At 71.3% G+C, this 25,002-nt stretch carries 23 protein-coding genes and 1 riboswitch; of the genes, 13 read left to right on the top strand and 10 right to left on the bottom strand.

Annotated features, from left to right (window positions below):
* Positions 1 to 10 precede the first annotated feature (10 nt).
* The gene (locus ACFZDI_RS26625) at positions 11 to 1,171 is read right to left on the bottom strand and encodes an FAD-dependent oxidoreductase (protein WP_391253767.1); all 1,161 of its coding nucleotides are present in this window, start codon (positions 1,169 to 1,171) and stop codon (positions 11 to 13) included.
* A 143-nt stretch (positions 1,172 to 1,314) separates the two neighbouring features.
* Here ACFZDI_RS26625 and ACFZDI_RS26620 point away from each other — a divergent pair, with 143 nt between their 5' ends.
* Entirely contained in the window at positions 1,315 to 1,992 is a 678-nt protein-coding gene (locus tag ACFZDI_RS26620) for a pentapeptide repeat-containing protein (RefSeq protein WP_391253765.1), read from the top strand.
* Positions 1,993 to 2,036: 44 nt separating this feature from the next.
* Here ACFZDI_RS26620 and ACFZDI_RS26615 read toward each other — a convergent pair whose 3' ends face one another.
* Positions 2,037 to 2,537 carry a hypothetical protein gene (locus tag ACFZDI_RS26615; RefSeq protein ID WP_114257476.1) on the bottom strand — a complete coding sequence of 167 codons (501 nt, stop codon included), beginning with the start codon at positions 2,535 to 2,537 and terminating at the stop codon, positions 2,037 to 2,039.
* A gap of 37 nt (positions 2,538 to 2,574) precedes the next feature.
* Here ACFZDI_RS26615 and ACFZDI_RS26610 point away from each other — a divergent pair, with 37 nt between their 5' ends.
* The gene (locus ACFZDI_RS26610; RefSeq protein WP_391253763.1) at positions 2,575 to 4,008 is read left to right on the top strand and encodes a M1 family aminopeptidase; all 1,434 of its coding nucleotides are present in this window, start codon (positions 2,575 to 2,577) and stop codon (positions 4,006 to 4,008) included.
* A gap of 230 nt (positions 4,009 to 4,238) precedes the next feature.
* Here ACFZDI_RS26610 and ACFZDI_RS26605 read toward each other — a convergent pair whose 3' ends face one another.
* Positions 4,239 to 4,814 carry a TerD family protein gene (locus ACFZDI_RS26605; protein ID WP_234846570.1) on the bottom strand — a complete coding sequence of 192 codons (576 nt, stop codon included), beginning with the start codon at positions 4,812 to 4,814 and terminating at the stop codon, positions 4,239 to 4,241.
* Positions 4,815 to 4,974: 160 nt separating this feature from the next.
* On the opposite strand from ACFZDI_RS26605, the gene arfB reads away from it, so the two are divergent.
* Positions 4,975 to 5,412 carry an alternative ribosome rescue aminoacyl-tRNA hydrolase ArfB gene (gene arfB / locus ACFZDI_RS26600; RefSeq protein ID WP_234846569.1) on the top strand — a complete coding sequence of 146 codons (438 nt, stop codon included), beginning with the start codon at positions 4,975 to 4,977 and terminating at the stop codon, positions 5,410 to 5,412.
* Positions 5,413 to 5,543: 131 nt separating this feature from the next.
* On the opposite strand, the gene ACFZDI_RS26595 is transcribed toward arfB, so the two are convergent.
* Positions 5,544 to 6,128, bottom strand: coding sequence for a flavin reductase family protein (locus tag ACFZDI_RS26595; protein WP_234846568.1), 585 nt, complete (start codon positions 6,126 to 6,128; stop codon positions 5,544 to 5,546).
* A gap of 356 nt (positions 6,129 to 6,484) precedes the next feature.
* Between ACFZDI_RS26595 and cdgB the strand changes: the two genes are divergently transcribed.
* Complete coding sequence (gene cdgB / locus ACFZDI_RS26590) at positions 6,485 to 8,143, top strand: diguanylate cyclase CdgB (RefSeq protein WP_234846567.1); 1,659 nt, start codon at positions 6,485 to 6,487, stop codon at positions 8,141 to 8,143.
* Between the two features lie 117 nt (positions 8,144 to 8,260).
* Complete coding sequence (locus ACFZDI_RS26585; protein WP_234846566.1) at positions 8,261 to 9,199, top strand: CBM35 domain-containing protein; 939 nt, start codon at positions 8,261 to 8,263, stop codon at positions 9,197 to 9,199.
* Between the two features lie 9 nt (positions 9,200 to 9,208).
* On the opposite strand, the gene ACFZDI_RS26580 is transcribed toward ACFZDI_RS26585, so the two are convergent.
* From ACFZDI_RS26580 to ACFZDI_RS26570, 3 genes are all read right to left on the bottom strand, one after another.
* The gene (locus ACFZDI_RS26580; RefSeq protein WP_391253902.1) at positions 9,209 to 10,138 is read right to left on the bottom strand and encodes a hexose kinase; all 930 of its coding nucleotides are present in this window, start codon (positions 10,136 to 10,138) and stop codon (positions 9,209 to 9,211) included.
* Positions 10,139 to 10,257: 119 nt separating this feature from the next.
* Positions 10,258 to 11,469, bottom strand: coding sequence for an N-acetylglucosamine-6-phosphate deacetylase (nagA, locus tag ACFZDI_RS26575; RefSeq protein ID WP_391253759.1), 1,212 nt, complete (start codon positions 11,467 to 11,469; stop codon positions 10,258 to 10,260).
* Positions 11,469 to 12,410 (bottom strand): ROK family protein, encoded by a 942-nt coding sequence (locus ACFZDI_RS26570; protein ID WP_391253757.1) that lies wholly within the window; start codon positions 12,408 to 12,410, stop codon positions 11,469 to 11,471. Before ACFZDI_RS26570 ends, nagA begins: the two co-directional genes overlap by 1 nt.
* Before the next feature lie 132 nt (positions 12,411 to 12,542).
* Between ACFZDI_RS26570 and ACFZDI_RS26565 the strand changes: the two genes are divergently transcribed.
* Entirely contained in the window at positions 12,543 to 13,796 is a 1,254-nt protein-coding gene (locus ACFZDI_RS26565) for an extracellular solute-binding protein (protein WP_391253755.1), read from the top strand.
* Between the two features lie 40 nt (positions 13,797 to 13,836).
* Positions 13,837 to 14,082, top strand: a complete 246-nt coding sequence (locus ACFZDI_RS26560) for a DUF3263 domain-containing protein (protein ID WP_031110589.1) — start codon at positions 13,837 to 13,839, stop codon at positions 14,080 to 14,082.
* Positions 14,083 to 14,167: 85 nt separating this feature from the next.
* On the opposite strand, the gene otsB is transcribed toward ACFZDI_RS26560, so the two are convergent.
* The 3 genes from otsB to ACFZDI_RS26545 form a co-directional block, all read right to left on the bottom strand.
* A complete protein-coding gene (gene otsB / locus ACFZDI_RS26555) occupies positions 14,168 to 14,989 on the bottom strand; it encodes a trehalose-phosphatase (RefSeq protein ID WP_391253753.1) in 822 nt (273 codons plus the stop codon).
* A 7-nt stretch (positions 14,990 to 14,996) separates the two neighbouring features.
* Positions 14,997 to 16,385 (bottom strand): trehalose-6-phosphate synthase, encoded by a 1,389-nt coding sequence (locus ACFZDI_RS26550; protein WP_391253751.1) that lies wholly within the window; start codon positions 16,383 to 16,385, stop codon positions 14,997 to 14,999.
* Positions 16,386 to 16,458: 73 nt separating this feature from the next.
* Complete coding sequence (locus tag ACFZDI_RS26545) at positions 16,459 to 17,403, bottom strand: glucosyl-3-phosphoglycerate synthase (protein ID WP_234846560.1); 945 nt, start codon at positions 17,401 to 17,403, stop codon at positions 16,459 to 16,461.
* 151 nt (positions 17,404 to 17,554) lie between these two features.
* Positions 17,555 to 17,710, top strand: a riboswitch (SAM riboswitch).
* Between the two features lie 18 nt (positions 17,711 to 17,728).
* On the opposite strand from ACFZDI_RS26545, the gene thrC reads away from it, so the two are divergent.
* The 6 genes from thrC to ACFZDI_RS26515 all read left to right on the top strand — a co-directional run bounded on the left by thrC (position 17,729) and on the right by ACFZDI_RS26515 (position 25,002).
* Entirely contained in the window at positions 17,729 to 19,015 is a 1,287-nt protein-coding gene (gene thrC / locus ACFZDI_RS26540) for a threonine synthase (RefSeq protein ID WP_234846559.1), read from the top strand.
* A 102-nt stretch (positions 19,016 to 19,117) separates the two neighbouring features.
* Positions 19,118 to 19,393 (top strand): MoaD/ThiS family protein, encoded by a 276-nt coding sequence (locus tag ACFZDI_RS26535; RefSeq protein ID WP_003991133.1) that lies wholly within the window; start codon positions 19,118 to 19,120, stop codon positions 19,391 to 19,393.
* Positions 19,394 to 19,839: 446 nt separating this feature from the next.
* The gene (locus ACFZDI_RS26530; protein WP_010035953.1) at positions 19,840 to 20,043 is read left to right on the top strand and encodes a cold-shock protein; all 204 of its coding nucleotides are present in this window, start codon (positions 19,840 to 19,842) and stop codon (positions 20,041 to 20,043) included.
* A 334-nt stretch (positions 20,044 to 20,377) separates the two neighbouring features.
* Positions 20,378 to 22,000 (top strand): chaperonin GroEL, encoded by a 1,623-nt coding sequence (gene groL / locus ACFZDI_RS26525; RefSeq protein ID WP_053672570.1) that lies wholly within the window; start codon positions 20,378 to 20,380, stop codon positions 21,998 to 22,000.
* A gap of 229 nt (positions 22,001 to 22,229) precedes the next feature.
* Positions 22,230 to 23,357, top strand: a complete 1,128-nt coding sequence (locus ACFZDI_RS26520; RefSeq protein ID WP_391253747.1) for an NADH:flavin oxidoreductase — start codon at positions 22,230 to 22,232, stop codon at positions 23,355 to 23,357.
* A gap of 91 nt (positions 23,358 to 23,448) precedes the next feature.
* Entirely contained in the window at positions 23,449 to 25,002 is a 1,554-nt protein-coding gene (locus ACFZDI_RS26515; protein WP_391253745.1) for a carboxylesterase family protein, read from the top strand.

Raw genomic sequence — 25,002 nt, 5'->3', positions numbered from 1 at the left:
GCTTTCAACCTCAAGCTTGCTTGAGGTCAAGCTCGTGGCGGCCGAGGGCCAGGGAGACGGCCGTCAGGGCGCTGTTGAAGGACACCTCCGACAGCACGCCGGGGGCCGCGACCTGGTCTCCCGCGAGGTAGACCCCGTCACCCCGACCCACGGCCGGCCGGTCGCGCCAGCTGGTGCCGGGCAGGTCGACCGCGCCCGTACGGCCGTTCGCCACCGACTCGCGTCGCCAGGTGAGCCGTTCGCGCCAGCCCGGGAAGCCGAGGTCGAGCAGCTGCTCGGCGCGGGCGGTGCCGTCGGCCTTCGACTCGTGGGGCGCGAGCGGGATCTGTCCCTGGATCAGCTGCTCCCCGGCCGGGGCCAGGCCGCGGTCCTGGGCGGTGAACCGCTCCAGCCAGCCCGGTGCGTCCAGGTCGGAGACCACGAAGGCGTCCCCGCGCCGGGTGCGCACGGCCAGGTCGACGAGGGCGGTACGGCCGCTCGGCCAGGTCAGGGAGCCGTCGCCGAGCAGACGGCGGGCGGCGTCGAGGGAGGTGGCGACGATGACGGGTGTGTCGGTGGGGAGCGTGTCGACGCGGGACACGGTCTCCATCCGGACGCCCAGGTTCCAGGCGCGGGCGGCCATCCGGTCGATGAGGCTCGCCCAGCCGCCGCGCGGGTAGTGCGCCTCGGGCGGCAGCTTGGTGGCGCGGCGCAGCCGCTCCTGCACGAACGCGGCCGAGAGCGAACCGGGGTCGTGGTGGAACAGGGCGACCGCCGCATAGTTGGCGGCGGCGCGGGCCCCCTCCTCGCCCGCGATGTCCGTCGCCCAGGTGAGGAAGTCGGCGTCCACGGGTGCCTGCCGGCCCGTCCGGCGCAGCAGCTTCAGCATGGCGAACGGCGGGGTGCGGCGCAGCACGCCCTGGTGCCGCAGCCGGAGCCGGGCCGCCTCCAGGGGCGGGAGGGGCGCGAGCGGGCCGATGAGGTCGCGCTGCTTGAGCCAGGCCCAGTGCGGGCCGCCGTTGTAGAGGGCGTGCGGGCCCTCGTTGGTGCGGTACGGGCCCTCGGCGGTGCGCGCCCGGCCGCCGAGGGTGTGATGGGCTTCGTGGACGGTGACCTTGGCGCCCGCCTCGGCGGCGGTGATGGCCGCGGTCAGTCCGGCGAGGCCGCCGCCGATGACGGTGATGCGGTGCATGGCTGGGGATCTCCCTCGGGTCGGGGTCGCCTTCTGTATGTGTCGCCTTCTGTATGTACGACCGAACGACGGCCCGGAATGTGACATCGCTGGAGTGCGCGCAGGTCAGGAGCGTTGTCAGTGGCGCGGTGCAGCATGGGGGCATGGCGAGGAGAGCGGCGGGCGGTACGGGTGTGAAGGGCGCGCGGCGACCGGAGGTGCGGCTGCCGGTGCTGGAGCCGTACGGCGGCGGGGGCCTGGAGCCGGACGGGGACTACGACGGGCTGGAGTTCCGCGAGGCCGACCTCTCCGGGCAGGACGGATCGGGCGCCCGGTTCATGGACTGCGCGCTGACGGGCTGTGCGCTGGACGAGACCCGGCTGCGGCACGCCCGCGTGCTGGACTCGGCCCTCACCGGCGTCCGGGGCGTGGGCACCGACCTCGCCGAGGCGACCCTGCGCGATGTGGAGCTGACGGACGCCCGGCTCGGCGGGCCGCAGTTGCACGGGGCGGTGCTGGAGCGGGTGCTGATCCGCGGCGGCAAGATCGACTATCTGAACCTGCGCACGGCCCGGCTCAGGGACGTCGTCTTCGAGAGCTGTGTCCTGGTCGAGCCGGACTTCGGCGGCGCCCGCCTGGAGCGCGTGGAATTCGTGGACTGCGCCCTGAAGGGCGCCGACCTGCGCGCGGCGACCCTCACGGACGTCGACCTGCGCGGCGCCGCGCCCCTGGAGATCAGCCGGGGGCTGGACCGGCTGTCGGGGGCGGTGATCAGCACGGCGCAGCTGCTGGATCTGGCGCCGGTGCTGGCGGCGCAGTGGGGCATCCGCTTCGAGGGCTGAGGCCCCCTGAGCCGAGGACCGAGGCCGCCTGAGCCGGGCGGCGCCTACGGCAGGCGTGGGAAGCGGGCCTGGAGGGTCCAGATCGCCGGGTTCTCCGCGAGGTCGTCGTGCAGGTCGGTGAGGTCGGCGATCAGGTCGTGCAGGAAGTCCCGCGCCTCGCGGCGCAGTTCGCTGTGGGAGACGGTGAGCGGGGGCTCCTCCGCGCGCATCCAGTCGGCCTCGATGTCCACCCAGCCGAAGCGGCGCTCGAACAGCATCCGGTCCGTCGACTCGGTGAAGTCCAGCTCGGCCCGCTGCGGCCGGGACGCCCTGGAGCCCGCCGGGTCCCGGTCGATCCGCTCCACGATGTCGCACAGCGCCCACGCGAAGTCGAGCACCGGCACCCATCCCCAGGCTGTGGACACCTCGTGGTCGGTCTTGGTGTCCGCCAGATAGACGTCCCCGCAGAACAGGTCGTGCCGCAGCGCCCGGACGTCCGCGCGGCGGTAGTCGGTCTGCGGCGGGTCGGGGAAGCGGTTGGAGAGGGCGTAGCCGATGTCGAGCACGGAGGTGATGGTGTCACGTGATCGTAGGATCGCGGTCGTGGCCCGTTCTGCACGACTTGTCCCCCCGCTCGCCGTAACCACCCGCCTCCCCGCAGCCACCCTCGTGGTCTCGGCTCTCGTCCTCACCGCGTGCGGCGGCGGGGTGCACGGCGCCCCGGGCGGCTCCGGCGTCCGCGACCCGTACTTCCCGAAGGCGGGCAACGGCGGCTACGACGTCAGCCACTACGGCCTGCGCCTCGGCTACGACCCCGGCGCCCACCGCCTCACCGGCACGGCCGTCCTCACCGCCCGGGCCACCGAGGACCTCTCCGCCTTCAACCTCGACCTCCTCGGCATGGAGGTCGAGAAGGTCACCGTCGGCTCCCGGATCGCCCGCTGGAACCGCGCGGGGCAGGAGCTCACCGTCCGGCCGCACGACGACATCGAGCGGGACGAGACGTTCCGTGTGACCGTCCGCTACTCCGGGACGCCCGAGACCGTCACCGACCCGGACGGCTCCGAGGAGGGCTGGCTGCGTACCGCGGACGGGACGCTCGCGCTGGGCGAGCCGACGGGGTCGATGGCATGGTTCCCCGGCAACCACCACCCCTCCGACAAGGCGGCGTACGACCTCACGGTGACCGTGCCGAAGGGGCTGCGGGCCGTGTCCAACGGGGAGTTGCGGAGCGAGACGACCGCGCGGGGGCGTACGACGTCCGTGTGGCACACCGGTGAGCCGATGGCGAGCTACCTCGCGACCCTCGCCATCGGCCGCTTCGACATCAGCCGCTCCCGGGCCGGTGACCTGCCCGTGTACACGGCCGTCGACCCGGCCGAGGCGGCGGCGAGCCGGCCCGTGCTCGGGCGGCTTCCCGAGGTGCTGCGGTGGGCCGAGCGGCGGTTCGGGCCGTACCCCTTCGCCACCACCGGGGCCATCGTCGACAGCGCGCCCTCCGTCGGCTACGCCCTGGAGACCCAGAGCCGCCCGGTGTTCCCCGGTGCCCCCGACCTCCCGCTCCTCGTCCACGAACTCGCCCACCAGTGGTACGGCGACTCCGTCACCCCCGAGAGCTGGCGGGACATGTGGCTCAACGAGGGCTTCGCCACGTACGCGGAGTGGCTGTGGGAGGAGGACCACGGCGGACGCACCGCGCAGGAGATGTTCGACGCGGTGTACTCGGGTGAGCACTTCGACACCGAGGAGGCGGCGGAGGAGATCTGGGAGTTCCCCCCGGCCGACCCGCCGAGCGCCGCCCGGATCACCGACCCGCCGGTGTACTGGCGGGGGGCGATGGTGCTCCAGAAACTGCGGCAGGCCGTCGGGGACGAGCGGTTCTTCCCGATCCTCAGGGAGTGGGCGGCGCGGTACCGGTACGGCAACGCCGACACGGCCGACTTCACGGGGTTCGTCGAGAAGCAGGCGCCCGGGGACGACCTCCGGCCGGTGTGGGACGAGTGGCTCTACGGGGACGGCAAGCCGGAGCGCGCCTGAAGGCCTCAGGGCGTGGACAGGTCCTTGCGCAGGACCGCGCAGGGGCGCCCGTGCCGCAGATCCTCACGATGGTCGATGACCTGGTGGCCGAGGGCCCACGCCGCAGGGGCCGGCGTGCCTTGTCCGGTGCGGGTGGGCTGTGGCTGTTCGCGCAGTTCCCCGCGCCCCTGGGGGGAGCCCCCGGGCCGGTTGTCCGGCCCGGGGGGTTTTGCGCAGTGCTCAGGCGTGTGTCAGACGTTCACGCCGAAGTCCTGGGCGATACCGACCAGGCCCGAGGCGTAGCCCTGGCCGACCGCGCGGAACTTCCACTCGGCGCCGTTGCGGTAGAGCTCGCCGAAGACCATGGCCGTCTCCGTCGCCGCGTCCTCCGACAGGTCGTAGCGGGCGATCTCGGCGCCGCCGGCCTGGTTGACGATGCGGATGTAGGCGTTGCGGACCTGGCCGAAGTTCTGGCTGCGGGTCTCGGCGTCGTAGATCGAGACCGGGAAGACGATCTTGTCGATGTCCGCCGGGAGGGCGGCGAGGTTGACGTTGATCGCCTCGTCGTCGCCGGCGCCCTCGCCCGTGCGGTTGTCGCCGGTGTGCACGATGGAGTTGTCCGGCGTCTGCTTGTTGTTGAAGAAGACGAAGTGGGCGTCCGAGTAGACCTTGCCCTGCGTGTTGACCGCGATCGCCGAGGCGTCGAGGTCGAAGTCCGTGCCGGTGGTGGTGCGGACGTCCCAGCCGAGGCCCACGGTGACGGCGGTCAGGCCCGGAGCCTCCTTGGTGAGCGAGACGTTGCCACCCTTGGACAGGCTTACAGCCATTGTTGGGAGTCCCTTCCCTCGTTTACATGCGGCGGAGAAGCTGCGGCACCGAAGCTACAGCTATCCCCATGAACGCGGAGAGGGGTACGCAGGGTTCCAGCTCCTTTACTTTCTCTACCCGCGATTATTGGGATGACGTGGACGGGACAGAAGCGGGAACATGGACGGCATGTCCGGTCACCACGTCATCCGCGGCTCCGTCTCCCTGCCCGAGGCCGAGCTCATGTGGCGTTTCTCGCGGTCGTCGGGGCCGGGCGGGCAGCACGTCAACACCAGCGACTCGAAGGTCGAGCTGAGTTTCGATCTGGCGAAGACCGAGGCACTGCCCGCGGTGTGGAAGCAGCGGGCCCTGGAGCGGCTGGCCGGGCGGCTGGTCGACGGGGTCGTCACCGTGCGGTCCTCCGAGCACCGCTCCCAGTGGCGCAACCGCGAGGCCGCCGCCGTACGCCTCGCCGCGCTCCTGGCCGAGGCCACCGCGCCCCCGCCCAAGCCCCGCAAGCCCACCCGGATCCCCCGGGGCATCAACGAGCGCCGGCTGCGGGAGAAGAAGCAGCGCTCGCAGACCAAGCAGGGGCGCTCAGCTCGGGACTGGGGCTGAGCTCCAGCACCCCCACCGTCTGGCCTCCACTGGTCTCGTTCTGCGGCCGCGTTCGGCCTCGGCCGAGATCTCTGCGGCGCACGCTCCGCCCCCGGCCGATGGCTTCTGCTGAGCGTCCGTCCCGGGGCCGTTCAGCCCAACTGACGGTAGCGGCCGCGGAAGTACGTCAGGGGGCCGCCCTCCGCGCTCGGTACGCGGGCGGTCAGGACGCGGCCGATCACCAGCGTGTGGTCACCGGCGGCCACGCGCTGCTCGGTGCGGCACTCCAGGACGGCCAGGGCGCCGCCGACCAGCGGGGCGTCGGTGTACTCGCCGCGCGTGTACGGGATGTCGGCGAACAACAGCCGGTCGCTGACGCGGCCCTTCATCGCGAAGCGGCCCGCGATGTGCCGCTGGCTCTCGGACAGCACCGAGACCGCCCACAGGTCCTGCTCCTCCAGCAGCTCGTCCATGCGGGAGCCCTCGCGCAGGCTCACCAGTACCAGGGGCGGGTCCAGGGACACCGACATGAAGGCCGTGGCCGTCATGCCCACGTCCTCGCCGCCCGGCGCCGTGGGGTCGTCCGGGTCGAGCGGCGGCTCTTGCGCGGTCACCAGGACCACGCCCGAGGCCAGCCGGGCCATGGCGGCGCGGAACTCGTCGTTGCTCACCCCCTCAGCATGCCCGGAGGCGGGCGACGGAATGATCGGGGACGTGGCAGCGGGTGTGTTCGGCACACCCGGAACGCTAATCTCCGTCCCGCGGGGCCCGCATCGGACTCCCGCCCGATCACGGTCTTAGGACCACCGACGGACATACGCGGTCGCGGAGGGGGCACCGGCAGGGAGCAGGGGCACCCGGGAAAAACACGCGCGCAATCCGACAAACTTTGCGTTCGGTAGCCGCAGGTGAAGAACGCAGAAACTCCACTCAATTGTTCAGCTTTGCCTGTGACTTGAGTCACAAGGGGCAGGAATTGTTGACCCTGTGTACCGAGTGAGCAGCGCGCTGTGATTCAGTGGCGGGGAAGCTGCCAGGGCGATACGCCGACGAGACCCTTGAATCGCTGCGAGTACTCGGGGGGAGGGCGAGCATGGAGACCGAGTCGGAGCCCTACGTCCGTCTTGCGTCCCTGCGACAACTGCACCAGGTCATGGCCGACATGAACACGGCCCGCAGCCTGGCGGACACACTGCAGACCGTCGCGGAGGGCGTCGTCACCGCCCTCGGGTACGAGCTGGCGTGCGTGAACCTCGTACGGCCGGACGGCGACCTCGTCGTCGCCGCCTTCGCCGGGAACCCCGCCGCCGAGGCCCTCATCACCGGCCGGGTCGGCTCGCGCGATTCCTGGGAACGCCGGCTCGGCATGGGCGAGCACTGGGGTGACCTGGTGTTCATACCGCACACCGAGGGCTGGGTCCTCGACGACGACGACGTCCCGCAGTGGTACACCGACGGCCCCGCCCCCCGCTTCGAGGACGAGTGGCACCCGGCCGATCGCCTCTTCGCCCCCATGTACGCGCCGGGCCCGCAGGGCAGCGCGGCGGGCGGCGAACTGATCGGCGTGCTCTCCGTGGACCGCCCGCGCAACGGCCGCCGGCCCGGGGCGTGGGGCCGTGAGGCGCTCCAGATGTACGCCTTCCAGGCCGCCATCGCCATCAGCAACGCCCGGCTGCGCGCCAACATGCAGCGTGCCCTCGTCCGCCTGGAGCGCGAGCAGCAGGCCCTGCGGGCGAGCGAGGAAAGCTTCCGGCAGGCGTTCGAATACGCGCCGTCCGGCATGGCCATCGCCGAGATGGGTGGCGACCAGCACGGCCGGATCCTGCGCACCAACGACGCGCTGTGCCGGCTGCTGGGCCGCCCCGCCTCCGCGATGCGCCGCTACTCGTTCTCCGACCTGGTCCACCCCGAGGACATAGGCACCCTGCTGCGCACCTCGGCGGAGGGCGGACGCGCGGAGCTGCGCCTGGGCCGCCGGGACGGCACGTACGTGTGGGTGTCGCTGCGCAACAGCGTCGTCGCGGACGCCGCCGACGGGCCCCGCTTCCTCCTCACCCACGTCGAGGACATCGAGGAGCGCAAGCGCCGCGAGCTCCAGCTCGCCCACCGCGCCTCGCACGACTCGCTCACCGGCCTGCCGAACTCCGCGGAGCTGCGCTCCCGGCTGTCCTCGCGGCTCTGTCAACGCGCGTCGTCCCCGCACAGCGCGGTGGAATCCGTCGACGCGGCCTACGGCCACGCGGCGTTCGACGTGGCCGGGCCCGGCTTCGACTTCCGGCAGGGCGCCGAGCCGTTCGACGCCTACGACCACCACGTGCACACCGTCGCCCCGGACGGGGCCCACGACGACGGCACCAAGGGCCTCGCCGTGCTCTTCTGCGACCTCGACGGCTTCAAGTCGATCAACGACCGGTTCGGGCACAACGCGGGTGACGCGGTTCTCATCGAGGTCGCGCGGCGGCTGAGCAACGGTGTGCGTGACGGGGACACCGTGGCCCGGCTCGGGGGCGACGAATTCGTCATCCTGGCCGACGGGCTCGGCCGGGCCGACGCGCAGGACCTCGCGGTCCGGCTGCGCAACGAGATCATCCAGCCGATCCGCGCCGAGGGGCGGGCCGTCCGGGTCGGGGCCAGCTTCGGCATCGGATGGGCACACTGTGGAATGACGGCGGACGAAGTGTTGAAATCCGCTGACGAGCGGATGTACGTCGAGAAACGATCTCGTCCCAAACAACACAGACGCGCCGGGTGAAGCCCAGGTCAGCGAGTTGATGCGGTCTGAGTCACCCGTTTGGGTCTCCGGGAGCGGGTAGGCTCGCTTACTCACCCAAGTACCGCATGCACCGCACCTGACTGAGGAGACCAAGGGATGACGCCCGGCAACAACGGCGCGAGCACGCCCGAGGACGACGACCCGTTCGGCTATCTCTACGCCGACGGGCAGGCCAACGGAGCCCAGCCGCCGTCCGGGGGCTACGGCTACCCGAACTCGGTCAGCCGGGTCAGGGCGGTCGGCACCCGCCAGTACGGCCAGCAGCCGCAGCACGCGCAGACGGCGCCGTACGGTCAGGTCCCGCAGCAGGCCTCTTACAGCCAGCCGAACGCGCACTACGCCGCGCCGGAGACGCTGCCCGGCGGTGCGCAGACCGCGCAGCAGCAGATGCCGTCCGGCGGTGGCGGTGGCGGCCGGGGTGGCCGCGGCCCGAACACCAAGGGCCTGCTGATCGGCGCGATCGCGGTGGTCGCGGCGGTCGTCGTCGGCATCGGCGTGGCCATGATGGGCGGCGACAAGGACAAGGACAAGGCGTCCGACGAGGTGGGCACCAGCCCGACCCAGTCCGAGGAGTCGAAGCCGAGCCCCTCGAGCACCAAGGCCGGTGCGGCCCAGAAGGACCTCCCGGAGGTCGACGCGAAGGCCCTGCGGCTCAGCCCCGGCCTGACGACGGCGTCGGACTTCAAGGGCGCGAAGGCCGACGGCGGCGTCTACGTGACGGGCTTCAATCAGGTCGGTGCCAAGGTGACCTGGACGGTGGACGGCATCGAGAAGGCAGGCAGCTACCGCCTCTACGTGCGCTACGGCATCCCCGGCGTGGACGCCAACGCCACGCTGGTGGTCAACGGCGACACCCAGGACCGGCCCGTCAACATGAAGAACTTCGCCGGTCTGCCCAAGGGCGACTGGGAAAAGGGCTGGCAGGAGACGTGGTCCAACGTCAACCTGACCAAGGGCACCAACACGATCGAGATCGCCTGCAACGAGGGCAACCAGTGTGACGCGGTTCTCGACCAGCTCTGGCTGAAGAAGTGACGGCTCCGCTCAAGCCGCGCTGACCTCTCCCGAGACCGTCACCCTTTCCAGCAGCTCCTCGTAGGCCTCACGGTCGAACTCCCCCGCCACCGGCGTCAGCACCGTCGCCGCCGAGAGGGCGATGGCCCGGGCCAGCCGGTCCGGCCAGGGGAGGTGTTCGGCCGAGGCCGACAGCAGGCCCGCCACCACCGCGTCGCCGGCGCCTGTGGGGTTGCCTCGTACAGAGGCCGGTGGGGTGGCCTGCCAGCGGCCCTCGCGGGTGGCTGCCAGGAGGCCTGCGGGGCCCAGGGACGCCACCACCGCGGACGCGCCCCGGCGGCGGGCGTCCTGGGTGGCGCGCAGGGGGTCGTGGGAGCCGGTCAATTCCGCCAGTTCGTCGGCGTTGGGCTTGATGATGTCGGGGCGGGCCGCGACCCCCCGGCGCAAGGGCTCGCCGCTCGTGTCCAGCAGGACCGGGACCGAGAAGGAGCGGGCCGTGCGGATCAGGCCCGCGTACGCGCCCACCGGGACCCCCGGCGGCAGGCTGCCGCACAGGGCCACCGCGGAGGCGGAGGGCAGCAGGTCCTCGTAGGCCTCCTGGAAGGCCGACCACTCGGCGGGCGTGACCGTCGGGCCCGGTTCGTTCAGCTGGGTCGTGTCGCCGGTGCGCTCGTCCACCACGGCGATGGTGCGCCGGGTCGTCCCGGACAGCGGCACCAGCGCGTCCACCACGCCCGGCACCGCCGCGAGTCTCTCCTGCACGACCCGGCCCGTCGCCCCGCCCGTGAATCCCGTCACCGTCACCTCGTGCCCGAGCGCCGCCAGCACCCGGGCCACGTTGACGCCCTTGCCGCCGGGGCGTTCCGTCACCTCGGAGACGCGGTGGGAGGCGTGCGGCCGGAGGGACCGAACGCGGTAGGTGATGTCGAGAGCGGTGTTCAGCGTGACCGTGAGGATCACCGGGCCGACCTCCCCCGATGTGCGTGCCGACATGAACGTGCAGGTAGTCCGATCATGCCAAAGAGACGGCGGTCGGCCCAGTCCTGGAGTCGGCCACCGTCTCCCGACTGCGGGACGGATCATTCCAGTTGGGGACCGACCACCCATTCGCCCCGGCGCATCACGCCCTTCACCTCGTACGCGGAGTCCAGGATCAGCAGGTCGGCGTACTTCCCGGGCTCCAGTGAGCCGATCGTGTCGGCCATGCCGAGGAGGCGGGCCGGGGTGGCGGACAGGGCCGTCACCGCGTCCTCGACGGAGAGGCCGTCGACGGTGACCGCCCGCTTGAAGGCGCGGTCCAGGGTGAGGGTCGAGCCGGCGATTGTGCCGTCCTCCACCAGACGGGCCACGCCGTCCGCGACCTCCACCTCCAGCGGGCCCAGCCAGTAGCGTCCGTCGCCGAAACCGGCCGCGTCCATCGCGTCCGTGATGAACGCGACCCGGTCCGCGCCCGCGTGACGGAACGCCAGTCGCAGCGCGGCGGGGTGCAGGTGCGTGCCGTCGTTGATCAGCTCGACCGTGACCCGGTCGTCCTCCAGCAGCGCGGTGATCGGGCCGGGGGAGCGGTGGCCGAGCGGCGGCATCGCGTTGAAGAGGTGGGTGGCGACGGTGGCGCCCGCGTCGATGGCCTGCACCGTCTGCTCGTACGTGGCGTCCGTGTGGCCGATCGCCGCGATCACGCCCTGGTCGGCGAGGAGGCGTACGGAGTCGAGGCCGCCGGGCAGTTCGGTGGCCAGTGTGAGCATCTTCGCCCGGCCCCGGGCCGCGTCGACCAGCTTGCGGACCTCGGCGGGGTGCGGGTCGCGCAGGAGGGCCTCGGAGTGGGCGCCCTTGCGGCACGGGGAGATGAACGGGCCCTCGAAGTGGACGCCGGCGATCTCGCCCTGCTCGGCGAGTTCGCTCAGCAGCCCCGCGCGATGGGTGAGGGAGTCCATGTCGCCGGTGACGGTGGAGGCGACCAGGGTGGTCGTGCCGTGCAGGCGGTGGGTGTGGATGCCCTTGAGAACGTCGTCGACCGTGCCGGAGGTGAAGGAGGCTCCGCCGCCGCCGTGGTTGTGCAGGTCGACGAAACCGGGGATGACGTAGTGGTCGGCGGCGTTGATGACCTGGGCGTTATCCGGTGCCGATCGGGTGATGTGGGTGCCCTCGATGGCCACCTGGCCGTTTTCGACGGATCCGGTGGGGAGTACCACTGTCGCGCCGGTGAGGACCGTGGGCGTTCCCGATGTGGCGGGGTGCGGGTGGGATGTGGCTGGTCGCGCAGTTCCCCGCGCCCCTGGGGCATCCGTCATCAGGGCGTTACCTCCATGCGGTCGGTCGATGCCAGAAGATCCCAGGCCAGTAGGCCCGCGCCGAGACAACCTGCACTGTCGCCCAACGCCGCCGGGACGAGTGTCGGTTGTTTCTGGAAGGTGATGCGGCTGCGGATCGCTTCCCCCAACGGCGTGAACAGGGTCTCTCCCGCTTCCGCCAGGCCGCCGCCGATGATCAGGACGCGGGGGTCCAGCAGGGTCAGGGCCGTGACCAGCCCGTCGGCCAGAGCGTCGATCGCCTGGTGCCAGACCGCCCGGGCCGTCGGGTCGCCGGAGTCCACCGCCTTCGCGCAGTCGGCGGCGTCGGCGCCCGGGTCGCCCGAGGCCGTGGCCCACGCCTCGCTCACGGCCGCCGCCGAGGCGAAGCGCTCCAGGCAGCCGTGCTGTCCGCACGGGCAGAGGGCGCCGCCGGGGCGGACGACGATGTGGCCGATCTCGCCCGCGAAGCCGTGCGCGCCCGCCTCGACCCGGCCGTCGACGCCGATGGCGCCCGCGATGCCGGTGCCCAGCGCCACGAACAGGAACCGGTCCGCACCCCGGCCCGCGCCGACCCGGCCCTCGGCGAGGCCGCCGGTGCGCACGTCGTGCCCGAGGGCGACGGGGACGCCCAGCCGCTGCTCCAGCAGCTCGCGCAGGGGGACGTCCCGCCAGCCGAGGTTGGCCGCGTAGACGGCGACGCCGTCCGCCTCGTCGACGATGCCCGGGACGGCCACGCCGGCGGCGGACGCGGGCGTGCCGAACCGCTCGGCGCCGTGGGCGTGCAGCTCGGCGGCGAAGTCGAGGATGCCCGCGACGACGGCGTCCGCCCCCTGGGTACGTCCGGTGGCCCGGCGGGCCCGGTGCAGCACCTCGCCCCCCGGACCCGCCAGGGCGGCCTTCATCCCGGTGCCGCCCACGTCGAGGGCGATGACATGTTTCACGGGGACAGTGTGACCCGGGGACCCGCAAGAGGTCTAGTCCACTCACGTGGTGTAGACCTTGTTCCGGATATCGAAATCTTTCGGCGGCGGTGACGCCGGGGTTGGGGAAGAACAGCGGTGCAGCGGCGGCGGATGGCAGGAACGATCGCGGTGGTGTCCGCACTGGGCATGACGGCGGTCCTCGGCGGCTGCGGACTCACGGGCGGCTCGGCCGACGTGACCCTGAAGCTGGTCGCCGCCGACTACGGCGACAGCGCGGCCAACAGCTCCAAGAAGTACTGGGACAAGCTCGCCGAGGAGTACGAGGCCGACCACCCCGACGTCGAGATCGACGTCAGCGTCTACTCCTGGAACGACGTCGACCGCAAGGTCCGGGAGATGGTCGCCGCCGGTGACCCGCCGGACATGGCGCAGATCGGCGCCTACGCCGACTACGCGGCGGAGAACCAGCTCTACAAGGCCGACGACCTGCTCTCCATACCCGTGCAGGCCGACTTCGTGGGGCAGCTGGCCTCCGCGGGCCAGGTGAAGGGCGTGCAGTACGGCATGCCGTTCGCCGCCTCCACCCGCGTGCTCTTCTACAACAAGTCCCTCTTCGCCAAGGCCGGCATCACCCCGCCCGAGTCCTGGGACGACCTGGCCGAGGACGCCGAGGCCCTCAAGGCGAAGGGCGTGAAGTACCCGTACGCGCTGCCCCTCGGCCCGGAGGAGGCGCAGGCCGAGACCATGCAGTGGATGCTCAGCGGCGGGGGCGGCTACACCGACGGCGCCGACAGCTACGGCATCGACTCCCCGGAGAACATCGACACCTTCTCGTGGCTGAAGAACGACCTGGTCGGCAAGGGCCTGACCGGGCCGGTCGCGCCGGGGCAGCTCAACCGGGCGGCGGCGTTCGCGGCGTTCGCCAAGGGCGAGGTCGGCATGCTCAACGGCCACCCCTCGCTGATGAAGATCGCCGCGAAGCAGGGCGTCAAGTACGGGATGGTGCCCACCCCGGGCCACGAGGGCCCGAGCCGGTCCACGCTGGGCGTCTCCGACTGGATGACCGCGTTCCGCAAGAACGGCCACCGCGACCAGGTGGGGGGCTTCCTCGACTTCGTCTACAGCGAGAAGAACGTGCTGGCCTTCTCGCGCGAGTACGACCTGCTGCCGGTCACCACGTCCGCGTCCGGCACGATGGCCTCCTCCGAGGAGGACCGGCACCTCAAGCCGTTCCTGGAGGAGCTGCTGGCCTCCGAGCTCTACCCGGTCGGCAAGACCTCCTGGGCCGATGTCAGTGCCCGGGTCAAGCAGCAGATCGGCAAGGCCGTCGCGCCCGGCGGCAGCCCGTCGGGCGTCCTGGGCCACCTCCAGGCCGAGGCGACCCGGGCGGAGAGCGCGGAGTAGCTTCGCTGTGCTGTCGGTGGGGGGCGTTACGGTGCCGTGCATGGACGAGGACACGGGTGAGCAGGGGCTCGGGCGCAGGGAGCGGGACATTCTCGCGCTCGAACGCCGGGGGTTCTCCGGGCCCGGTGCGAAGGAGCGGGCGATACGTGAGGAGCTGGGGCTCGCGCCTGTTCGCTACTACCAGCTGCTCAATGCGCTGCTGGATGATGCTCGGGCGTTGGCGCATGATCCTGTGACGGTGAATCGGCTGCGGCGGGTTCGGGAGCGGCGTCGGTCTGAGCGGTGAGGGGCGGGGGCTTCTGGCCGCCGCGGGGTGCGGGTGCGTCGTGGTTGTTCGCGCAGTTCCCCGCGCCCCTGAAGGGCGTGACCCTTCAGCCCATCCGGTCCGCCAAGGCCGTCAGTAGGTCCACAACCCCCTCCGGGCCGTCCACCACCACGTCCGCCCGCTCGCGCAGCTCGGTCACCTCGTCGCTGCCGCTGCACACCAGCAGGCCCGGGGTGCCGGTCGTGCGGAGGGTGTCCACCGCGGCGTAGGCGGGCAGGTCGCCCAGGTCGTCGCCGGCGTAGAGGACCGAGCCGGCGCCGATCTCCCGGGCGTGGTCGATCAGGGCCACGCCCTTGTCCATGCCGGGCGGGCGCAGTTCGAGGACCATGCGGCCGGGCTCGACGATCAGGCCGTGCCGGGTCGCCAGGGCGGTGAGCGGCTCGCGCAGGGCCTCGAAGGCGGCCTGCGGGTCGGCGGCCCGGCGGGTGTGCACGGCCACCGCCCGGCCCTTGTCCTCCACCCAGGCGTCGCTCCCTTCGAGCAGCCCGGGCAGTTCGGCGCGGACGGCGTCGACGCCGGGGTGCGGCGCGGGCGCGGTGACCTCGCCGCTGCGGGCGTCCCACCGCTCGGCGCCGTAGTGCCCGAGGACGACGAGGTGCCCGAGGCCGGGCACGTTCGCGAAGCCGCCGTTGCGTACGGCGACGTCGGCGGGCCGGCCGGTGATCACCGCGATGGCGGCGACCTTCGGGGCGAGCGCCGCCAGTGCGCCCAGCGCCTGTGGATGGGCCCGGGCCTGCTCGGGGTCGGCCACGATCGGCGCGAGCGTCCCGTCGAAGTCCAGCGCGATCAGGGCCTTGCCGGGCTGCGCGAGGAGGGCGTCGAGGCCGTATTGCCCGGCCTTGGTGGCTGGGGTGGGAAGGCTGCTCATTCGGCCCTCAGCCCCTCAACGCGTCGAGCTGGTCCAGGAACCACCGCGCCGGTGGCAGGGCCGTCGCCGCGGCGGCCAGGCGCTTGCTGCGTTCGGCGCGTTCCTCCGGGCGCATCGACAGCGCCTCGTGCAGGGCCGCCGCCGTGCCCGTCACGTCGTAAGGGTTCACGGTGATCGCGTCCTCGCCCAGCTCCTCGTGCGCCCCGGCCTCCCGGGACAGCACCAGCGCGCAGCCCGCGTCGGACACCACCGGGACCTCCTTGGCGACGAGGTTCATGCCGTCGCGGATCGGGTTGACCAGGGCCACGTCGGCCAGCCGGTAGGCGGCCAGCGAGCGCGCGAAGTCGTCCTTGACGTGCAGCACGACCGGCTTCCAGCCCGGCGTGCCGTACTCGGCGTTGATCTCGTCCGCGAGCCGCTGCACCTCGGCCGTGTAGTCCCGGTACACCGCGAGGTCCTGCCGGGAGGGGTAGGCGAAGGCGACGTGCACCACCTGCTCGCGCCACTCGGCGTGGGTCTCCAGCAGCCTGCGGTAGGCCAGCATGCCGCGCACGATGTTCTTGGACAGTTCGGTGCGGTCCACGCGGACGATGGTGCGGCGGCCCTCGCCGATCTCCTGCCGCAGCGCGGTGATCCGCTCCTCGACGTCCGGCTCGTGGGCCCGCTTGCGCAGAAAGTCGGCGTCGGCGCCGAGGCCGTGCACCCCGACCCGGGTGCCGCCGAGCCCGCCCGCGAACCGCTCGGCGCACGCGGTGAACGCCTCCGCCCAGCGCTCGGTCAGGAAGCCCAGCCGATCCGCGCCGAGCATGCCGCGCAGCACCTGCCCGGCCACGTCGTCGGGCAGCATCCGGAAGTACTCCGGCGGCGCCCACGGCGTGTGCGAGAAGTGCCCGATGCGCAGGTCGGGCCGCAGCTCGCGGAGCATGCCCGGCACCAGCGTCAGGTGGTAGTCCTGCACCACGACCGCCGCGCCCTGCGCCGCCTCCTCGGCCAGCGCCTCGGCGAACGCCCGGTTGTACGCCTCGTAGGACGCCCACTGCCGCCGGAACTCCGCGTCGAAGACGGGCTCCAGGGGCGTCTGGTAGAGCATGTGGTGCACGAACCACAGGACCGAGTTGGCGATGCCGTTGTACGCGTCGGCGTGCACGTCGGGCGGGATGTCCAGCATCCGCACGCCGTCCTCGCCGACGCCGCGCCCCACCGCCTCCCGGTCGCCGTCGGAGAGCGCCGAGCACACCCACAGCGCGTCCGCGTCCGAGCCGATCGCGGAGAGCCCGGACACCAGCCCGCCGCCGCCCCGCTTGGCGTCCAGCGAACCGTCCGCTCCCACCGTGTACGAGACCGGGCCACGGTTGGAGGCCACCAGCACCTGTGCAGCACCGTACGTTGAAGCCATAAGCCTCAACCTAGCCCGGCCCCGAAACGCTCAAACGTGCGGATCTGCCGCGCCCGGCCGAAAACGGCCCCGGTCAGGCAGCCTTCCGGGCCTGGTACTCGGAGATCTCCACCATCGGCGGACGCTCCTCGGTGTCCACGGAGTAGGTCCTCGGCTCGAAGCCGTCCGTGCCCCGCTCGAACTGGGTCAGGGACGGCCGGATCAGGTGCCCGCGGGCCAGCCGCAGCTGGGCCGTGCGGTAGATCGCGGCGGCCATCCGGCCCAGCGCCTGCCCGTCCTGGTGCCGGTGCTTGCGCACCCCCACGTCCACCTGGGCGAGGGCGTCCAGCCCCGCCAGGTGCAGCGCGTCGACCATCATGCCCAGCTCGACGCCGTACCCGACCGGGAAGGGCAGCTGCTCCAGCAGGGAGCGGCGGGCCGCGTACTCGCCGCCGAGCGGCTGCACGAAGCCGGCCAGCTGCGGCCAGTGCATGTTGAGCAGCGGGCGGGCCATCAGCTCGGTGACCCGGCCGCCCTGCCCGGTGGCGCCGCCGAGCGGGCGGTCGTACATGGCCTTCACCAGGTCCACGTCCGGGTCCGTGAGCAGCGGGCCCACGATCCCCGAGACGAAGCCGGACGAGAAGTCCCTGAGGTCCGCGTCGACGAAACAGACGATGTCCCCGCGGGTGACCAGCAGTGAGCGCCACAGCACCTCGCCCTTGCCGGGCACGGCTGGCAGGCGCGGGAGTATCACGTCCCGGTGCACCACGCGCGCGCCCGCGGCGGCGGCGACCTCCGCGGTGCGGTCGGTCGACCCCGAGTCGACGACGACCAGCTCGTCGACGAGCGGGACCTGCAGCATCAGGTCGTGGCGGATGACGGAGGCGATGTCGCCGACCGTCTCCTCCTCGTTCAGCGCGGGCAGCACCACACTGACCGTCTGGCCCGTGCGCTGCTTCGCTGCGAGGATCTGGTGGAGGGGGCGATCGTTCGCGGACCAGGAACGGGTGCTCAGCCAGCGCTCGACTTCTTCCAGCACCGTGCGGCTCCTCTGCGTGCTCCGGGCGGGACGGAGTGATCCATCTCGCGGTTCGGACGACTATCTCAACTGTCCTGGTCGTCGGTTACAGTCTTGAACAACGCGGATGACCATCGCATGTCCGGGGTCACCCGCCTTTACAACCGCATACAGCTCATCCAGAGGGGCAGAGGGAAACGGCCCGATGAAGCCCCGGCAACCCTCCAGTCGGTACTCGTAGGTCGCTGTCGACCACTTCGCGAGGCTCCCGGCTAGGGAAGGTGCCAAATCCGTCTCACGGCGAGATGCGTCGTGAGGAAGATGAGGAGAAAGGGCCTCGCCTCACATGGCTGTGCAGACTGTTGCAAGCACCACTGACTCCACCGTAGACCTCGGTCCCGCGGCTGCCCTCAGCTGCCGCGAGTGCGGTCACCGCGTACCCCTCGGCCCGGTCTTCGCGTGCGAGGAGTGTTTCGGCCCGCTGGAGATCGCCTACGACTTCTCGGGCTACGACACCGAAGAGCTCCGCAAGCGCATCGCAGCGGGCCCCGCGAACATCTGGCGCTACGCCCCGCTGCTGCCGGTCCCGGCCGACGTGGCGGACAAGCCGAACATCAACCCCGGCTGGACCAAGCTCGTCAAGGCCGACAACCTCGCACGCGAGCTGGGTGTCGACGCCGGCAAGCTGTTCGTCAAGGACGACTCCGGCAACCCGACGCACTCCTTCAAGGACCGGGTCGTCGCCCAGGCCCTGGAGGCCGCCCGCGCCTTCGGTTTCACCACGCTCTCCTGCTCCTCCACCGGCAACCTCGCCGGTGCGGTGGGCGCCGCCGCGGCCCGCGCCGGCTTCCGCTCCTGCGTGTTCATCCCGCACGACCTGGAGCAGGGCAAGGTCGTCATGGCCGCGGTCTACGGCGGCGAGCTCGTCGGCATCGAGGGCAACTACGACGACGTGAACCGCTTCTGCTCCGAGCTGATCGGCGACCCGGCCGGTGAGGGCTGGGGCTTCGTCAACGTCAACCTGCGGCCGTACTACGCGGAGGGTTCCAAGACCCTGGCGTACGAGATCTGCGAGCAGCTCGGCTGGCGGCTGCCGGACCAGCTCGTGGTGCCGATCGCCTCCGGCTCGCAGCTCACGAAGATCGACAAGGGTCTGCAGGAGCTGATCAAGCTCGGTCTGGTCGAGGACAAGCCGTACAAGATCTTCGGTGCGCAGGCCGAGGGCTGCTCGCCGGTGTCGACGGCGTTCAAGGCCGGGCACGACGTCGTCCGTCCGCAGAAGCCGGACACCATCGCCAAGTCCCTCGCGATCGGCAACCCGGCGGACGGGCCGTACGTGCTGGACATCGCGCGGCGGACCGGTGGGGCGGTGGAGGACGTGAACGACGAGCAGGTCGTCGACGCGATCAAGATCCTTGCGCGGACCGAGGGGATCTTCGCGGAGACCGCCGGTGGGGTGACCGTGGGTGTCACCAAGAAGCTGATCGAGAGCGGGCTGCTGGATCCGTCGAAGACGACGGTGGTGCTCAACACCGGGGACGGTCTGAAGACGCTGGACGCGGTGGCGGGCACGGGGCTCACCGCGACCATTCGGCCCAACCTGGAGTCGTTCCGGGATGCCGGGCTCGTCTGATCGTTGTTCGCTGCGGGCCGGTGGGGGCTGGTCGCGCAGTTCCCCGCGCCCCTGAGGGTGCGCCCCAGCCGTAGCTTCAACAAAACCGGAGGTCATGTTCCGATGAGCGTCACCGTTCGCATCCCCACCATCCTGCGCACCTACACCGGCGGGCAGGCCGAGGTCGCCGCCGAGGGGGCGAATCTCGGGGAGGTCATCGCCGATCTGGAGAAGAACCACACCGGGATCGCCGCCCGGGTGCTCGACGACCAGGGCAAGCTGCGCCGGTTCGTCAACGTGTACGTCAACGACGACGACGTGCGCTTCGAGCAGGGTCTGGAGACGGCGACGCCGGACGGTGCCGGTGTGTCGATCATTCCCGCCGTCGCGGGTGGCTGAACCGACCGGCCGACCTGATTGTTACCTTCGGTAACGACAGTCACTGAGAGTTTATCGAATTGCCCCCTCCGTGAGAGAAACGGAGGGGGCAATTCTGTGTGGTTGAGCGGGGTACAGTTGGGGAACGCGATCCCGATCCGTTGATCGGAACCCTGAGTTCCTGCTTCGAGCCCGACAAGATGTAGCCAAAGTGTGCATGTCTTTTGAGGCTTTTGTTCCCTTTGTGTGGCCCGACTTGCCCTGAAATCGGGCGAATGCTCCCCACATTCCGGACCCCGCGCGTCCTGAATTCTCGTCCGATTGACCTGTTGCAGACGGCAGTTGGACAGATACATTCAGCCGCGGTCGACGCGTTCCGGCGCACGCCCCCAACCGTGGGGGGTGAGGTCTGACCCGGGTCCGCGAAGTGTGGATCTGTGCAAGGGCCAGTAATAGGGGAGTTAGGCATGGCTCAGGGCACCGTCAAGTGGTTCAACGCGGAGAAGGGGTACGGCTTCATCGCGGTCGACGGTGGTGCGGATGTTTTCGTCCACTACAGCGCGATCCAGATGGACGGCTACCGCACCCTTGAAGAGGGCCAGCGGGTCGAGTTCGAGATCTCGCAGGGTCAGAAGGGGCCGCAGGCCGACATGGTTCGCGTCTCTGCCTGAACGCGCACCACGACCAACGCTCGAACGACCGGTCTTCTCAGAAGGGCCCGTACCCCCCGGGGTGCGGGCCCTTCGGCCTGCTCGCAGCGGGTGCCGGGGGGTGTTCGCCGGGGGCTGACGCCACCGCCCGATCCCCGGGAGGCGCTTGCACTCGCCATGCCCGAGTGCTAATCATTGCGTTAGCACTCTGAAGGTGAGAGTGACAACGTAAGGACCGGGTCGGTGAGGCCCGCAGGCCGGGTGGGGAAGGAACCCACGAGGCAAGCGAGCCGTCCGTCGCGGGCGCGGGCGCGGTCCGAAGTAATCACCCCCAGTCCTGGAGGGACCACTTCACATGGCCAAGATCATCGCGTTCGACGAGGAGGCGCGGCGCGGCCTCGAGCGCGGCATGAACCAGCTCGCGGACGCCGTCAAGGTGACGCTCGGCCCCAAGGGCCGCAACGTCGTCCTCGAGAAGAAGTGGGGCGCGCCCACGATCACCAACGATGGTGTCTCCATCGCCAAGGAGATCGAGCTCGAGGACCCGTACGAGAAGATCGGCGCCGAGCTGGTCAAGGAAGTCGCCAAGAAGACGGACGACGTCGCCGGTGACGGTACGACCACCGCGACCGTTCTCGCCCAGGCCCTGGTCAAGGAAGGCCTGCGCAACGTAGCCGCCGGTGCCAACCCCATGGCCCTCAAGCGCGGTATCGAGCGCGCCGTCGAGGCCGTCTCCGCCGCCCTGCTGGAGCAGGCGAAGGACGTCGAGACCAAGGAGCAGATCGCCTCCACGGCCTCCATCTCCGCCGCCGACACCCAGATCGGCGAGCTCATCGCCGAGGCCATGGACAAGGTCGGCAAGGAAGGCGTCATCACCGTCGAGGAGTCCCAGACCTTCGGTCTGGAGCTGGAGCTCACCGAGGGTATGCGCTTCGACAAGGGCTACATCTCGGCGTACTTCGCCACCGACATGGAGCGTATGGAGGCCGTCCTCGACGACCCGTACATCCTGATCGCCAACTCGAAGATCAGCAACGTCAAGGACCTGCTGCCGCTCCTCGAGAAGGTCATGCAGTCCGGCAAGCCGCTGCTGATCATCGCCGAGGACGTCGAGGGCGAGGCCCTGTCGACCCTGGTCGTCAACAAGATCCGCGGCACCTTCAAGTCCGTCGCCGTCAAGGCCCCGGGCTTCGGCGACCGCCGCAAGGCGATGCTGCAGGACATCGGCATCCTCACCGGCGGCGAGGTGATCTCCGAGGAGGTCGGCCTCAAGCTGGAGAACGCCACGCTCGACCTGCTGGGCAAGGCCCGCAAGGTCGTCATCACCAAGGACGAGACCACCATCGTCGACGGTGCCGGCTCGGCCGACCAGGTCCAGGGCCGTGTCAACCAGATCCGCGCCGAGATCGAGAACAGCGACTCGGACTACGACCGCGAGAAGCTGCAGGAGCGCCTGGCGAAGCTCGCCGGCGGTGTCGCGGTCATCAAGGCCGGTGCCGCCACCGAGGTGGAGCTCAAGGAGCGCAAGCACCGCATCGAGGACGCCGTGCGCAACGCCAAGGCGGCCGTCGAGGAGGGCATCGTCGCCGGTGGTGGCGTGGCCCTGCTGCAGGCCTCCCAGGTCTTCGAGAAGCTGGAGCTCGACGGTGACGAGGCGACCGGCGCCAACGCCGTGAAGCTCGCGCTGGAGGCCCCGCTGAAGCAGATCGCCGTCAACGGTGGTCTCGAGGGCGGCGTCGTCGTGGAGAAGGTCCGCAACCTCACCGTCGGCCACGGCCTGAACGCCGCGACCGGTGAGTACGTCGACATGATCGCCGAGGGCATCATCGACCCGGCGAAGGTGACGCGTTCCGCCCTTCAGAACGCCGCCTCCATCGCCGCGCTGTTCCTCACCACCGAGGCCGTCATCGCCGACAAGCCGGAGAAGGCCGCCGCGCCGGCCGGCGGCGGCATGCCGGGCGGTGACATGGACTTCTGATCGACCTGAGGGTTGATCAACGTCCGTACCGAGGGCGGCACTTCCTGTTCCGGCAGGAGGTGCCGCCCTTCGGCGTGCCCGGGGGTCGTGCCGTGCCGGCCCCGGGCGGGGAGTGGCGTGTCCGGGATCACAGCGGGGGTGGGATGGCGGGGCCGGGCCGGATGGTTGAAGGTTAGGTCGATCCCATGCGTATGCACATACCCCCCGGTATCCGAAAGTGAGCCCTCACGTGACTGTCGCCGCCTCCGCTTCCCGCGCCGCCGCAATCCTGTCCCGGCCCCTGTCGCTGGGCGGCCTGACCGTTCCGAACCGGATCGTGATGGCGCCGATGACCCGCATGTTCTCCCCCGGCGGTGTGCCCGGTGAGGACGTCGTGTCGTACTACGCGCGCCGCGCCGCCGCCGGAGTCGGCCTGATCGTCACCGAGGGCACCTACGTCGGCCACGAGTCGGCCGGGCAGAGCGACAGCGTGCCGCGCTTCCACGGCGACGAGCAGCTCGCGGGCTGGGCGAAGGTCGCCGAGGCGGTGCACGCCGCGGGCGGCACGATCGTGCCGCAGCTGTGGCACATCGGCATGGTCCGCAACCAGGGCGAGCCCCCGGTCGCCGACGCCCCGGCCGTCGGCCCCTCCGGCCTGCGCATCGGCGCCGACGAGCCCACCGGCAAGGTCATGACGCAGGCCGACATCGACGCCGTCATCGGCGCGTTCGCCGAGGCCGCGGCCGCCGCCGAGCGCATCGGCTTCGACGGTGTCGAACTGCACGGCGCCCACGGCTACCTGCTCGACCAGTTCCTCTGGGAGGGCACCAACCGCCGCACCGACGCCTACGGCGGCGACCGCGTCGCCCGCGCCAAGCTGTCCGAGGAGATCGTCGCGGCCGTCCGCGAGGCCGTCTCCGCCGACTTCCCCGTCATCTTCCGCTTCTCCCAGTGGAAGCAGGAGGCCTACCGCGCCCGCCTCGCCGAGACGCCCGAGGAGCTGGAGTCCATCCTCGCGCCGCTGGCCGCCGCCGGTGTCGACGCCTTCCACGCCTCCACCCGCCGCTACTGGGTCCCCGAGTTCGAGGACTCCGACCTCAACCTGGCCGGCTGGACCAAGAAGCTCACCGGCAAGCCCACCATCACCGTCGGCTCGGTCGGCCTGGACGGCAACGACTTCCTCAAGTCCTTCCAGGGCCACGGCGCCGAGGTCGGCGACCTCGACAACCTCCTGGACCGCTTCGAGCGCGACGAGTTCGACATGGTCGCCGTCGGCCGCGCCCTGCTCCAGGACCCCGAGTGGGCCCGCAAGGTCCTCGACGGCCGCTTCGAGGAGCTGGCCCCGTACAGCCCGGCGGCGCTGAAGACCCTCAGCTGACCCCACTGCGCACGGGGTGCCTGGATCCGCTTGCGTCAGTCAAGGAGACTGAACGGACGCTTGTTCGCCGGCACCCCGTGAGGAGACCACAGTGACGACGACCGACTCCCGCCCCTCGGCGGGCGGCCCCTCCGAACAGCCCGGCCCGGTGGTGCGCACCACCGCCGGCGCCGTACGCGGACGGAGGGAGGAGGGTCTCGCCGTCTTCCGCGGCATCCCCTTCGCCGCACCGCCGGTGGGCGAGGCCCGCTTCCAGGCCCCGCGCCCCGCCCCCGCCTGGGACGGCATACGCGACGCGTACGCCTTCGGCCCGCCGCCCCCGCAGGACCTCGGCTCCATCGCCGGCCCCGGTCTTATCGACGTGCCCCAGGGCGACGACTGGCTCACGGTCAACGTCTGGACCCCCGAACCCGACCCGGACGCGCACCGCCCCGTGATGGTGTGGATCTACGGCGGCGCCTACAAGCTCGGCCACGCCGGCAGCCCCGGCTACGACGCCCGCCACATCGCCGCCGACGGCGACCTCGTCGTCGTGTCCCTCAACTACCGCCTCGGCATGGAGGGTTTCGCCCACATCGAGGGAGCCCCCGCCAACCGCGGACTGCTCGACCAGGTGGCCGCGCTGGAGTGGGTGCGGGACAACATCGTGTCCTTCGGCGGCGACCCCGGCCAGGTCACGGTCTTCGGCGAATCGGCCGGCGCCGGTTCGGTCGCCTCGCTGCTCGCCATGCCGCGCGCGGCCGGGCTGTTTGGCCGGGCGATCGCGCAGAGCGTGCCGGGGACGTTCTTCTCCGACGCCCTGGCCCGCGACATCGGCACGGCCCTCGCCGCGGAGCTGGGCCTGCGCCCCACGGTCGCCGACCTGTCGGCGATCGCCCCGCGCGAGCTGACCTCGGCGGGCGAGACGCTCGGCCCGAAGATGCCCCAGTACATCGACCGCTGGGGCCAGGCGGCACCGACGGTCACACCATTCGCGCCGGTGGTCGACGGCGAGGTGCTGCCGGCGAGCCCGTGGCAGGCGCTGACGTCGGGTTCCGCGCGGGACATCGAGCTGCTCGTCGGCCACAACCGCGACGAATACCGCCTGTTCATGGCCATGGCCGGCCGGCTCGGGCAGATCCCGGACGAGCGGGCCGCCGCGGCCCTGCGTCTGTTCGCCCCCGGCCCCGACGGCGAACAGGCCTACCGCGCGGCCTTCCCCGAGGCCTCACCGTCCGAGCTGTACGAACGCGTCCAGACGGACTGGCTGTTCGGCATGCCCTCCCTGCATCTGGCCGAGGCGCAGCGCGCGGGCGGCGGACGGGCCCACGTCTACGAACTGACCTGGCCGGCCCCGGGCGCCGGTGGCGCGCTCGGCGCCTGCCACGCCCTGGACATCCCGCTGCTGTTCGGTACGTACGGGGCAGATCTGGGGCTGCTGCTGTTCGGGGGCGCGGAGCCGCCCGCCGAGGCGCTCTCGCTGTCGTCGCGTTTTCGCGCGTCCTGGACGTCCTTCGCGCGCTCGGGCGACCCGGGCTGGCCGGCGTACGACGAGCGGCGGCTGGTGCAGGTGCTGGACGCCGAGCCGGAGGTACGGGCGTACCCGGAGGAGGCGTCGCGGCGACTGTGGGAGGGGTACGCGTTCCTGCCCCTGCCGCTGCTGTAG

Source organism: Streptomyces sp. NPDC007907, from assembly GCF_042959365.1.
Taxonomy (GTDB): Bacteria; Actinomycetota; Actinomycetes; order Streptomycetales; family Streptomycetaceae; genus Streptomyces; species Streptomyces indiaensis.
This window is presented reverse-complemented; position numbering and strand designations above follow the sequence as displayed.